Raw genomic sequence first — 12,552 nt, 5'->3', positions numbered from 1 at the left:
AAAATGCGACGGCCGCGCCCCTCCCTCGCGGCCGTTGCTTCATTTTATGCCTTAATCGTCGTCGTCATCCAGCGTCCCGTCGATCACACTGTAATCGGGTGGCGGAGCCTGACGAAACTTTTCCGGATCTGCTTTGCGTTTGTCACGCGTGCGCGAAATCCAGCCGCCATAAAAGGCTTCTGGCTTTGGCTCGGTCGGGGCACCAGCACGTACCGGGCGCGGGGCGAACCGGCCCAGACTGATCAGGCGGTCATACATCACGATATTGGCAGCAATCGCGACATTCACGCAGAAGCTCATCGGGATTTTGATGATGAAATCGCACTGATCCTGCATTTCCTGCGACAGATTTCCACGTTCCGGCCCAAGAATATAGGCCGCGCGCGACGGATGTTTGAAACTTGGCAGTTCAATCGCATCAGGTGTCAGTTCGACACCAACCATCCGGCATCCATCGGGCAGAAACAGATGATCGTGATCCGGGAAGTGATAGTAGGGCATCTGCTCGGACGCACGTGATGTGTCGGCCACATTGGCCCGTTCATCACGAAAATCCGCATCCACCGTAAAGGCAAAGCTGGCACCAAACGCATGAGCGGAACGAAACAGCGTGCCCACGTTAAAAGGCTTGCTGGCCCCTTCGATCCCGATCCCGAAATATCCGCGCATATTGTCCTCCGTGCTGCACGCCGATGGTGCGCTCACACACACTCCAATGAAAAAACTGGCTCGGCTATACCCCTCAAAGGCGAATATGGCAAGTCAGCGGGCCGCCCCCCCCTGCCCCGGCAGAGGAAGCAATCCGGGCATCGTGGAACAAAAAACACTCCGAGCCGTTTTATGATCAGGCAACCGGAAAAGCAGCATGCCATTGGCATGCAGATAAAATTTCCGGACCGAACGAGCAAACAACCCGAAAGAAACAGGAGAACACCTGATGAATTGGGACCAGATTGAAGGCCGTTGGAAACAGATGCGTGGTCACGTCAAGCGCGAATGGGGCCGCCTCACCGACGATGATCTTGATGAGATCGAAGGCCAGCAGGAAAAACTGGTTGGCTTGGTTCAGGAAGCCTATGGCGTTGAGCGCGAAGAGGCCGACCGCCAGGTCCGCAACTGGTTTGACCGCCTCTAGGGCTTTCACCCCCACCAGATTACCACACATAACTAAGCCCGCCGGATTATTACCCTCTTGATCCTGGCGGGCTTTGTGTTTTCTATGCAGGCAATCAATCCTGTTACCAGCTTTGGAAAATCATGCCTGTCAAATCCCCCTGCATTGGCGTTTGCGTTCTTGACCCGGCCGCTGGCTACTGCACCGGATGCTTTCGTACGGGCGACGAAATTGGTGCATGGATGGGCATGAGTGACGGCAGCAAGAAACGGTTGCTGGAAACCATCCGCAAACGGCGTCTTTCGACCATTTCCGAACCGCTGATCACGACCGGGGACAAAGGCCTGTAACCCAGCCAGACCAGACATTGCGGACGGCAACAACCAATCCTAAATAAAAACCCTGATCATCAAAGGGGCGTATGCATGTCGAGCCTTGCACAGCAAAACGGAAATGCAGCGGCAGAACTCCGGCGCATGACGAGACGTGCCTTACATGCCGTGATGGCTACAACCGCCTGTGATCACAAACAGGTCGGCGATGGCTGGCCGGTGACGTCAATCGTTGTCCCTGCTGCGCATATTGATGGCAGCCCCATTCTGCTGATTTCCGATCTGGCGGATCATACCCGTCATTTACGACGTGATCCGCGTCTGTCGCTTCTTTTCACCGACGGCAATATCGATGCCGGACAAAGCGAGCGGATCGATACGGATAATGCCAGACTGACGATCTTTGGCCGGGCCGTTGCCGATCACGCACCGGAAACACGCCAACGCTACCTTCAAACCCATCCCGATGCCGCCCAATATGCCGATTTCGCCGATTTTGACTTTTACCACGTTGCGGTAGAGGCGGTTTACTGGGTTGGCGGGTTTGGCAAACAGCGCCGACTAACGGGGAACCAGTTTGTGATTGATGGCTGCCAACCACTGATTGATGGCCATGATGAAGTCATTTTCCAAATGAATTCCGATCATGCCGATGCGATAGCCGACATTGTCGGATATTTCACCGATCAGGATAAGAATGACGGTTGGAAAATGGTCGCCATTGATTGCGATGGAATGGATTTGGAATGCAATTCTGCCGATTCCCGACCTTTGCGGGTCAACTTCACCGAAACAATCCGCAGCCCCGGCGAAGCGCGCGATATTCTGGTCGAAATGTGTAAAAAATCGCGCGGTCAGGTGTCCTGAATTTGGCAACGAAGATTTAATTATCACTTTCGAAAGGTGACTTTTCGCAAACGCAAAAACGTCTACGTTTTCCTTGGTATTGAGCCAAAGGACAGGTTGCTTTTGAGACACCTTTGTAACAATATGTCGCGACGCAAACGGTTAACCCACATACCGATTGTGTAGAATTGACTATTAACCCCCAGACTCAATTCCCACCAGGAGAGATCCGTGCTGCAATCAGGACCCGTTGTCAGCCGTGTAGGCCTTGAAACCCATGGCCTCAAGAATCTTGGCGCCGTTCACTGGAATTTGGACGCTGCCGGCCTCTACGAACATGCAATCCGTCGTCAGGAAGGTAAAATTGCCAAGGGTGGCGCATTTGTTGCGCTGACAGGCGAGCATACCGGACGTTCCCCTCTGGATCGCTTTATCGTCGAAGAGGCAGGCACCAAGAATGACATCGACTGGGGCGACGTTAACCGCCCGGTCAGCCCGGAAGTGTTCGAGCGCCTGTATCAAAAAGTGCGCGCTTACTTCCAGGGCACCGAACTGTTCGTTCAGGACTGCTATGCCGGTTCGGATCCGCGTTTCCGCCTGCCGGTTCGCGTGATCAACGAAAATGCATGGCACAATCTTTTTGCGCGCAACATGTTCATTCAGCCGCAGAAAGAAGAACTTCGCGACTTCGCACCGGAATTCACCGTTCTGCACGCTCCTGGCCTGCAGGCTGATCCGGAAGTCGACGGCACCCGTTCCGAAGTATTCGTCGTCGTTTCGTTCGAACGCAAAATGGTGATCATCGGCGGCACCTGGTATGCCGGCGAAATGAAGAAATCGATCTTCTCTGTTCTTAACCATATTCTTCCGGCCAAAGGCGTCATGCCGATGCATTGCTCGGCCAATATGGGCAAGGACGGCGACACCGCGATCTTCTTTGGTCTGTCGGGTACCGGCAAAACCACCCTGTCGGCCGACGCATCACGCACGCTTATCGGTGACGATGAACATGGCTGGGGCGAAGATGGCGTCTTCAACTTCGAAGGCGGCTGCTACGCCAAGGTGATCAAGCTTTCCAAAGAGGTAGAACCGGAAATCTATGCCACAACCCAAACCTTCGGGACGGTTCTGGAAAACGTTGTGATGAATAAGCAATCGCGCGAGCTTGACCTCGACGATGCCCGTCACACCGAAAATACCCGCTCAAGCTATCCGATCGAATTCATCCCGAATGCATCGGAAAACGGTCGTGGTGGTCACCCGAAAAACATCATCATGCTCACCTGCGATGCGTTTGGCGTTCTGCCGCCGATCGCCAAGCTGACCTCGGCACAGGCGATGTACCACTTCCTGTCGGGTTACACCGCAAAAGTTGCTGGCACCGAAAAAGGCGTCAAGGAACCGACCGCGGCGTTTTCCGCCTGCTTTGGCGCACCGTTCATGCCGCGTCATCCGTCGGTTTATGCCAAGCTGCTTGGCGAACTGATGGAAAAACATCAGGCAAATTGCTGGCTGGTCAATACCGGCTGGTCCGGTGGTGCGTATGGTGTCGGTTCGCGCATGAAAATCGCCTATACCCGCGGCCTTCTGAACGCGGCGCTCAATGGCGAACTCGAAAATGCCGACTTCGCGACCGACCCGTATTTCGGTCTGGCATACCCGACCGCGTGTGGTGACATCCCCGCCGAAGTCCTTAACCCGCGTGAAAGCTGGTCAGACAAGGCTGCCTATGACAAAGCCGCCGCGAACCTGACCAGCCTGTTCGAAAAGAACTTCGCGAAGTTCGAAGAACATGTCGCTGCCGACGTTCGCGATGCTGCAATCCGCAGCAACGCCGAAGTCAAAGCCGCCGAGTAAGGCGACTGACACCCGTTATTTAAGAAAGGCCGGTGCATGCATCGGCCTTTTTGCTGAAAACAGAAAATTGATTCTCGTTTCAACCGACGGAACTGCCCGAGCTGTGCCGTCCTAAAATACGTTGACGTTTTTTCCTGAAGCCAGCGGTCGATCATCCGCTGGCTTTTTGATGCACGCTTTCTGTTGTTTGCATTGCCAGAGCGATCTGCGTGCAACACTGGCAAAGCTGCGTGCGCAGAAAGCCGATTTGACCCAATCGGTGCTTTTGATGGAAGAGATGGGGCAGACGCAAGTGGTTGTCGACTACAATTTTCAGTCGGCGGTAGATGACCCCCACGGACTAATTGCCCATCACGCGGTGACACAGGCGACATCGTACCAGAACGAATTAAATCAACATTCTGAGGGTCAAAAACATCATCGAAAGGCTCTCGCTCTTCCCGGCAAAATGAAAACACTCTCGCTTATGCAAAACCCCGCTAACAATCTAACGGGGTTTTGACACAGGCTCAGAATGGCGACCTTTACGGTGACTAACGGATACTGAACTTACTACCGTTTGGGATCATTAATATTGCGCCAGTAAAGCGTAATGTCCTTTTCGGGCTTACCGAAAAGATATCCTTGGGCATAGTCAAAACCGACCTTGGTGACCATTTCGCGCATGGTTTCGGTTTCGATCATTTCGGCCACGACCTCGACCTTCAGTTCATGACAAAGATCGACCAGCGATTTAAGGAATGCACGGCCTTTGGTTGCCTTCAATGACTGCCGGATCGATTCCCCGTCTATTTTGACATAATCAACATCCAGCGCACTGAGATATCGGAAATTCGATGCTCCTGTACCGAAATCATCCAGACAGATTTCAACACCAAAATCGCGGAACCGTGAAATCCAGGTTGATGCGGTATCGATATCCGTAATCTCGGCCGTTTCGGTAATCTCGATCATCAACTGCCCCATCGTGTCGCGATTGCGTTCAAACAGTGCAATCACAGACCGGCAGAAATCCGGGTTTTCGATGCTATGACCCGAAACGTTGACCGCCACACGGGCATCGATGCCCTCGTCCAGCTGGTTACGGATCCATTTGAGGGTCCGGCGCATCATCGCCAGATCCAGCCTGTGGATCATATTGACCTGTTCGGCAAAGCTGATCAGTCGTTCCGTCGGAATAAGATTACCATCGTCATCATAAAAGCGCGCCAAGACCTCGAAATGATGGATTTCCGCAGATGGCAACCGCACGATCGGCTGATAAACCGCATCGAATTTCAGACGGTCAACCCGCATGCCGAAATCGCGCATTGCCGAAAAGGTATCATTCACCAGATTGGGGGTCTGCCCTATCAGGCGCGAAAATGTAAATCCGTGCTCCTGCCGGTCACAGAACCGGCGGATAGAATAAAGCACCCCGCGAGCAAGATCGCCAGGCGGGATCATTTCGGCCGTAAAGTCGGTAACAGACGTGGAAATCTCCACCCCCTTGCCTTCCGGATCGGCGTCCCGCGCACAATCGGCAATCCGATCTTCAAGTTCGCCAACTGGCACATCGGGCCGGTGCAACATACCGAACTGATTGCCATTCAGGCGGCCCGCAGTATCCCCGGCAACGGAATGCGCCCTTAGAAATGCACCGATACTGGACAGCATTTCATCCCGTTCGATCTGCTCCATGCGTTTGCAAAGCGGATCAAAGGCATTCAATGTCATCAAGGTAAATTTGTGTTCTGCACCGGTTTCGCGTTGCGCCATCAGGCGTTCGGTCACCACCCGGGACAGACTTTCCTCGTCCATCAGTCCGGTTGCCTCATCGCGCCTGATTGATCGCGCCACATCATGGGGTAGCGTATTGATCGCAACGCGCAGGGCAACAAAGAAATGATCGCCAAGATCGGGCAGGAAATAACCACTCATGGAAACCGGGGCGCTTAACTGCTCATCCGGGCGAATAAACCGCACCTGGATATTGTCCATACGGCCGCGACGGCGCGCCACATACAGCATTTCCTGAACCAGCGGCCGGAATTGCAGGGCCAGAACCGATTGCAGACTATGTCCTTCAAGGTCGGCTGCGGACCGGCCCATCATGCCATCTGCCGCCCCGGATGCGAACACGATCCTCAGATCGTCATCCAGTTCAAGCAGAAGATCCCCCCACACAAACGCAAGTGCAGCGAAACGATTCCGTTCGTTCCGAAGTGCCGTCGTTCGACTTTTGAGAAGCTTTTCCAAAGGGTCCTCTTGCGCTGCCTCGAAATCCTTGCGACTTCCTGCCCCCAATTCAGGAAGTCACATCATCCGCAAAGACGAATTCGCCTATCATCTGCATGGCACCCTTAATAACGCCTTTACAGCACCGACAGATTTCGAACTTCGCGAATACATTTCCGGGTGCGTAACGCGCCGAAATTCGGAACATTCCCCTGGCACCGCCCGGCTCCAAACACAGATTGACTATATCTTTGTTCAGGCTGCGCTTTTAAACCCCTACCCCGAATTATTCGATCCTGAAATTGTTGCAAAAACCGCATGCCTACAATGCTGCATTGCGAAATCACCGTCGGCACCTTTGCAAACCGGATGTAATCCCATAATAAAGAATGTCGTGAACGCCGCGTAGCTTTGTGCCGCCATCGCCCATAACCGGAATGCTTCAACATGCCCTCGATCGTTTCTGCCACTGCTGTCATTCCGCGTATTGCGCCGGACAATGTCCTGATCTTTGATCTCGACAACACGCTCTATCCCTCGGCATGCGACCTGTTTTCGCAGGTCTCGAATCTAATCGGACAATATGTGCGTGATACATTACGGCTTCCGGCGGACGAGGCCTATGTGATCCAGAAAAGCTATTTTCACCGCTATGGCACGACGCTGCGCGGTCTGATGACCGAACATGACATTGATCCGGCGGATTACCTTAACAAGGTTCACAATATTGATCTGTCCGTGATGGATCCTGCGCCGGAACTGGCGGCTGCTTTGGATGCGCTGCCATGCCGCAAGGTAATCTTCACCAACGCATCGCGCGGGCATGCCGAACGGGTGATGGATCGCCTTGGCATTGCCAGCCATTTCGAAACCATCTTTGACATCGTCGACGCCGACTATATCCCCAAGCCCGAACGCCAGCCCTATGACCGATTGCTTGCACGCGATGCAATTGATCCAACGCGCGCGATCTATTTCGAAGACATGGCCAAAAATCTGCTTCCGGCAAAGGACATGGGCATGACGACCGTATGGGTCCATACTGATGAGGAATGGGCGCAGGTTGGCCGCGACGATCCCAGGATCGACCACGAAACCAACAATCTGGTGCATTTCTTACGCGAACTGGGCAACGGTCCGGCCTAAAACCGGTTTCAGGTAAATTTGTCATGGTTCCAAGATTGAGCTTGGCGCCGTGATCGGGTAATTCTTGCGCGGGTCAGAATCAGGGCACCCAAAAGCCGGAACTACGTAAACTGGCGGAGTTGACTTCACAGCAGGCTTTGACCATTCTCCGCCCGACATGAAATTAAGGCTGACCGCAAGGACTTCTGAAAATGGACAGAACAGAACTTGAAGGCGTGATCAACGTCGCATGGGAAAACCGCGACGAAATCGGCTCCGCCACCCAGGGTGAAATCCGCAAGGCCGTCGACCAGACGCTTGCCGCACTTGATAGCGGCAAACTGCGTGTTGCCGAAAAGACAGACGGCAAGTGGATTGTCAATCAGTGGGCCAAGAAGGCGGTTCTTCTGTCCTTCCGTCTCAATGACATGACCACCATTTCCGGCGGCCCCGGCGAAAACACCAACTGGTGGGACAAGGTCCCGTCGAAATTTGAAGGTTGGGGTGAAGCTGAATTCAAAAATGCCGGCTTCCGGGCCGTACCGGGCAGCATCGTGCGCCGTTCGGCCTATGTCGCACCGGGCACCGTTCTGATGCCGAGCTTTGTGAATCTTGGTGCCTATGTCGATACCGGCGTGATGGTCGATACCTGGGCAACGGTCGGTTCCTGCGCACAGATCGGCAAAAACGTTCATCTTTCCGGTGGTGCCGGTATCGGTGGCGTGCTTGAACCCCTGCAGGCCGGTCCGGTCATCATCGAAGACAACGCCTTTATCGGGGCGCGTTCGGAAATCGTCGAAGGTGTTATCGTCGAAGAAGGTGCCGTGATTTCGATGGGTGTGTTTATCGGCGCATCAACCAAGATCATCGACCGCACCACTGGCGAGACCTTTGTCGGCCGCGTTCCGGCATACTCGGTTGTGGTTCCTGGCAGCATTCCGGGCAAGCCATTGCCCGATGGCAAACCGGGGCCGAGCCTGTATTGCGCGGTCATCATCAAACGTGTGGATGAAAAAACCCGTTCGAAAACCTCGATCAACGAATTGCTGCGTGACTGATTTCTGTCACCGGATTTTCTAATGATCTATAAGGGGCGAAGCGGAATGCCGTTTCGCCCCTTTGCACATCAAATGTTTCACTTGAAACATCCATGATGGATTTTTAATCCTACTCGTTCATCAAGAAGCCAAGAGAATATCAAATGTCCGCCGCCCTTGATCTTGCCCAATCCCTGATCCGCTGCCCGTCCGTCACCCCTGCGGATGCCGGTGCGCTTGATGTCTTGCAGACAGCCCTTGAAGCACGTGGTTTTGACTGCAAACGAAAAGTGTTTCACGAAGACGGCTGGGACAGCATAGACAACCTTTATGCGCGGCTGGGAACCAAAGGGCGCAATTTTTGTTTTGCCGGGCATACTGATGTGGTTCCGGCGGGCGATGTCGCGGCTTGGACTGTTGATCCATTTGGTGGCGAAATCAAGGATGGCCGTCTGTTCGGGCGCGGCGCGGTTGATATGAAAACCAACATTGCCTGTTTCGTTGAATCCGTTGACGCCTTTCTGGCGACCCATCCCGATTTTGACGAAAGCATCAGCTTCCTGATTACCGGTGATGAAGAAGCCGATGCGGTGAACGGCACGATCAAGCTGCTGGACTGGTGTGACAAGCATGGCGAGAAACTTGATGTCTGCCTTCTTGGCGAGCCGACCAATCCGACATATCTCGGCGAGATGATGAAAGTCGGTCGCCGCGGTTCTATCACCGGCTGGCTGACGATCTATGGCGCGCAGGGTCATGTTGCCTATCCACATCTGGCAGATAACCCGGTACCGCGCATGTTAAAGGTCCTCAATGCACTGACCACGCATGAACTCGATCAGGGCACCCCGCATTTCCAGCCAAGCAATCTGGAAGTCACCACCATCGATGCCGGGAATCCGGCGACCAACGTGGTTCCGTCAAGGGTCAGTGCTGCATTTAATATCCGTTTCAATGACCTGCATCAGGGTGTCGATCTGGAAAAATGGATCCGTGAAACCTGTGCCGCACATGCCGGTCCCCATGACCTTAAAGTCAAGATTTCCGGCGAAGCCTTTGTATCCGAGCCGGGCAGACTGGCAGCCCTTATTTCCGATGCCTCGGAAAAAGTCACTGGCCACCGACCGGATATGAGCACAACGGGTGGCACTTCGGATGCGCGCTTCATCCACAAATATTGCGAAGTTGCGGAATTTGGCCTTGTCGGGCAAAGCATGCACAAGGTCGATGAGCATGCGATGATTGATGATATCGAAAAACTGGTCGTGATTTACGCCGATATTCTTTCGGGGTACTTTGCGAAAGTCTGAGAAAGGCCGGATAGATTTAAATGGATCGGGGGATCAGGGAAATGGCAGAGACACCGAAGGCCGCAACCAGTTCAATTCGGATTGCCAAAGGTGACATTGTCCCGAAAATCGTCCTGCCCGATACCGCCGGACAAACGGTCGACCTGACAGATCAACTGATCGCGGGAAACACACTTGCGCTTTGGTTGCTGGATGAAAAACCGACCAAGGAAACATGGCAGGAAATTGATCGGTTTCTCGATCAGGTCGCGGGTTGCGAGACCCTGACTTTTCTGATCATCGGCGGCACTAAAAGCCCCAGGAAGGCAGCAAAGTCAAACGCCAAGGCAACCGAGCTTTATGACGCGGAAAACGCGGTCAAAAAGCTGTTTGGCGTTACTGGCCCCTCAATGCTTCTGATCGATCCAAATCATCGGCTGGTGTTCAACGCATCGTTTGCGGATGTTGATAACGGCATTGACGTCTGCAAGGCAATCCACGCCGGAAGCAAATCAGACGTGATCAATCGCCAGGCACCGGTCATGTTGCTGCATGACATTCTGGAACCGGAATTGTGTCAGGAGCTGATTTCCTATTGGGAAGCCGGTGAAAAGCGTGCGGATGGTGTATCCAAGGGGACGGAAAACAGCAGCACGGCGAAATCCGACATCAAAAAGCGCAATGACGTTGTCCTTCTGGATGAAGTGCTGTTTGAGAAAGTCAAAAGCCGACTTGTGGGGCGGGTTATCCCGGAACTGTTCAAGGCATTCCAGTTCAGAACGGCAAGCATGGAAGCCCTAAGGATCGGGTGTTATGACGCCGCCGACAAGGGACATTTCGGTCGCCACCGGGACAATCGCACCGCATTTACCGCACATCGTCGATTTGCAGTGTCGCTGAACCTGAACCCGATAACTTACGAAGGCGGGCAGGTTCGTTTTCCCGAGTATGGTCGCGGCCTTTACGCGCCGCCTGCCGGGGGTGCCGTCGTCTTTTCCTGTTCACTGTTGCATGAAGCAATGCCGGTGACCAAGGGACGCCGGTTCGGGATATTTACCTTCCTAACCGATGAAGCCGGTGCGATTGCAGAACAGAAAATGATTGCACAACGCAAAGGCCAGGTTGCACCACTTGCGATGAAACGCTGATCAAGGCCTAGATCGTGTTTTCGGCCGGTCAAAGCGCCGCATCAGTTCCGCTTTTCTGCGGTGATTTAAGCCGCGGCACCGTTTTTCGCACCGAACTGAGGATCAGTTCAGCAGTTTCCTCATCAACCGCACGTCCAAGAACCATTGCACCGACCATCATCGACAGCATCGCGGTCGCATTGATGCGGTATTCCTTGCTGATTTCATCAAGTGGCGGGTTTTCAAACCATTCATCGGCTTCTTCGCGGGTCATCGGGACTATACCGCGTTCTTCGAGTGCGAGTTTTCCGGCAAGCCTGCCACACGCCCCGCGGATCACCTTGGAAAAGGCTTTTTGCGCCCGTTCGCCCGACCGGGCAACTTCGGTTGAAAGCGTCGGCAACGCACATCCCTTGCCGGGATGATTGAGGTGCTGGTTCGACAGATAGAGATCAGCAAAGGCCGTGGTCCAATCAAGGCCGAATTTTTCTGCTCTGCGCAAACGCGACAGGATCGGTTCTGACAAAAGGTTAATACCGCTGTCTACGGTGGCGACAAACAGGTCTTCCTTGTTTTTGAAATGCGCGTAAAACCCGCCGCGCGTCAGTCCCGCATTGGCCATCACCTGATCGATCGTCACATTTTCATAGCCGACCGTTTTGAAAAGCTTGGCTGCCGATCGGATTATTTTCAGCCGCGTCTTTGGTTTGTGATCCGGACTGTAAGGCATGATCTGGCTCCGATTGAGGTGACGGAAAACAAGGCTCGCACATTTTTATAATATGTTCTTGAACATATTATGTCGTGCGTAATCCTGTTGGCAACTCTCGCGCAACGGGGCGCTGATTCAGAGCCACGCAACCGCAACGACACGCCACTACAGATGCAAAGGATTTTGCGATGTCCAAGGTGATCATCTACGGCATGCCGCGCAGCAGTCTCGCGCGCACGGTACGGATTGCCTGTATCGAGAAACAGATTTCGTTCGAGTTCCACACCAAAGGCATTCCATCCCCAGGTGCAGAGCCAACACCGGAATTGCTGCAATTCAATCCGTTCGGCAAGGTACCGGTTCTGGTTCATGACAATCTGGTTCTGTACGAAACCAGTGCGATCTGCCGTTACATTGATGATGCGTTTGACGGGCCCCTATTGCGCCCGGTGCGAAAGGACAAAGTGGCGCGCATGGAACAATGGATCAGTGTCGCCACGACGCGGCTGAATACACAAATCGTACGGCAATTTGTCATCCCGATGGTTTTTGCCGATACAAAACAGCGCAATGACCCGGGTTTTGCGGCCCGCATGAAGCGCATGGGCGATCTTATTGCCCATGACCTTAAAATTCTTGATCCGCATTATGATGATGGCTGGTTATTCGGCCAGCGTTTCACCATTCCAGATATGCTGATCATGCCCATGATCCACTATCTCAAAGCAATGCCCGGGGGACCGGAAATTCTGGCAGAAGTACCAAATCTGGATACGGCGTTCAAAAATTTTCAGGCACGCCATTCTGCGGCTATGACCGACCCGCTGTTACCGGACAGGATTTTGCGGACGGCATAGAGGCCCCACGCACCTTCCTTTTCCTTTCGCCTTTGCGCT

The 12,552-nt window shown here is 53.7% G+C and carries 13 protein-coding genes; 10 read left to right on the top strand and 3 right to left on the bottom strand.

Going from position 1 to position 12,552, the window contains the following annotated elements; all coding sequences use genetic code 11:
* Window positions 1-51 precede the first annotated feature (51 nt).
* Window positions 52-669, bottom strand: coding sequence for an RNA methyltransferase (locus tag TH3_RS00580; RefSeq protein ID WP_007091844.1), 618 nt, complete (start codon window positions 667-669; stop codon window positions 52-54).
* Between the two features lie 268 nt (window positions 670-937).
* Between TH3_RS00580 and TH3_RS00575 the strand changes: the two genes are divergently transcribed.
* The 5 genes from TH3_RS00575 (at window position 938) to TH3_RS00555 (ending at window position 4,651) form a co-directional block, all read left to right on the top strand.
* Window positions 938-1,135 carry a CsbD family protein gene (locus TH3_RS00575; protein ID WP_007091843.1) on the top strand — a complete coding sequence of 66 codons (198 nt, stop codon included), beginning with the start codon at window positions 938-940 and terminating at the stop codon, window positions 1,133-1,135.
* 122 nt (window positions 1,136-1,257) lie between these two features.
* A complete protein-coding gene (locus tag TH3_RS00570; RefSeq protein ID WP_007091842.1) occupies window positions 1,258-1,464 on the top strand; it encodes a DUF1289 domain-containing protein in 207 nt (68 codons plus the stop codon).
* 75 nt (window positions 1,465-1,539) lie between these two features.
* Window positions 1,540-2,313 (top strand): HugZ family pyridoxamine 5'-phosphate oxidase, encoded by a 774-nt coding sequence (locus tag TH3_RS00565; RefSeq protein WP_007091841.1) that lies wholly within the window; start codon window positions 1,540-1,542, stop codon window positions 2,311-2,313.
* Window positions 2,314-2,523: 210 nt separating this feature from the next.
* Window positions 2,524-4,149, top strand: coding sequence for a phosphoenolpyruvate carboxykinase (locus tag TH3_RS00560; RefSeq protein ID WP_007091840.1), 1,626 nt, complete (start codon window positions 2,524-2,526; stop codon window positions 4,147-4,149).
* A gap of 121 nt (window positions 4,150-4,270) precedes the next feature.
* On the top strand, window positions 4,271-4,651 hold the full coding sequence (locus tag TH3_RS00555; protein WP_076519636.1) for a hypothetical protein: 381 nt from the start codon (window positions 4,271-4,273) through the stop codon (window positions 4,649-4,651).
* A 50-nt stretch (window positions 4,652-4,701) separates the two neighbouring features.
* Here the strand turns inward: TH3_RS00555 and TH3_RS00550 are convergent, their stop codons facing one another.
* The gene (locus tag TH3_RS00550) at window positions 4,702-6,387 is read right to left on the bottom strand and encodes an EAL domain-containing protein (RefSeq protein ID WP_007091838.1); all 1,686 of its coding nucleotides are present in this window, start codon (window positions 6,385-6,387) and stop codon (window positions 4,702-4,704) included.
* Between the two features lie 426 nt (window positions 6,388-6,813).
* Here TH3_RS00550 and TH3_RS00545 point away from each other — a divergent pair, with 426 nt between their 5' ends.
* From TH3_RS00545 to TH3_RS00530, 4 genes are all read left to right on the top strand, one after another.
* Window positions 6,814-7,512, top strand: a complete 699-nt coding sequence (locus tag TH3_RS00545) for a pyrimidine 5'-nucleotidase (protein WP_007091837.1) — start codon at window positions 6,814-6,816, stop codon at window positions 7,510-7,512.
* Window positions 7,513-7,703: 191 nt separating this feature from the next.
* A complete protein-coding gene (dapD, locus tag TH3_RS00540; RefSeq protein WP_007091836.1) occupies window positions 7,704-8,549 on the top strand; it encodes a 2,3,4,5-tetrahydropyridine-2,6-dicarboxylate N-succinyltransferase in 846 nt (281 codons plus the stop codon).
* Window positions 8,550-8,692: 143 nt separating this feature from the next.
* Window positions 8,693-9,838: a succinyl-diaminopimelate desuccinylase gene (gene dapE / locus TH3_RS00535; protein WP_007091835.1), complete on the top strand. Its 1,146-nt coding sequence runs from the start codon at window positions 8,693-8,695 to the stop codon at window positions 9,836-9,838.
* Between the two features lie 41 nt (window positions 9,839-9,879).
* Window positions 9,880-10,965 carry a 2OG-Fe(II) oxygenase gene (locus tag TH3_RS00530; RefSeq protein ID WP_139328271.1) on the top strand — a complete coding sequence of 362 codons (1,086 nt, stop codon included), beginning with the start codon at window positions 9,880-9,882 and terminating at the stop codon, window positions 10,963-10,965.
* A gap of 28 nt (window positions 10,966-10,993) precedes the next feature.
* Here TH3_RS00530 and TH3_RS00525 read toward each other — a convergent pair whose 3' ends face one another.
* A complete protein-coding gene (locus TH3_RS00525; RefSeq protein ID WP_007091833.1) occupies window positions 10,994-11,674 on the bottom strand; it encodes a TetR/AcrR family transcriptional regulator in 681 nt (226 codons plus the stop codon).
* Window positions 11,675-11,844: 170 nt separating this feature from the next.
* Here TH3_RS00525 and TH3_RS00520 point away from each other — a divergent pair, with 170 nt between their 5' ends.
* Window positions 11,845-12,513 carry a glutathione S-transferase family protein gene (locus tag TH3_RS00520; protein ID WP_007091832.1) on the top strand — a complete coding sequence of 223 codons (669 nt, stop codon included), beginning with the start codon at window positions 11,845-11,847 and terminating at the stop codon, window positions 12,511-12,513.
* Window positions 12,514-12,552 lie beyond the last annotated feature (39 nt).

This window comes from Thalassospira xiamenensis M-5 = DSM 17429 (genome assembly GCF_000300235.2).
Classification (GTDB): Bacteria; Pseudomonadota; Alphaproteobacteria; order Rhodospirillales; family Thalassospiraceae; genus Thalassospira; species Thalassospira xiamenensis.
The sequence above is the reverse complement of the archived record's forward strand: the minus strand, read 5'-3'. Positions and strand labels throughout refer to the sequence as shown.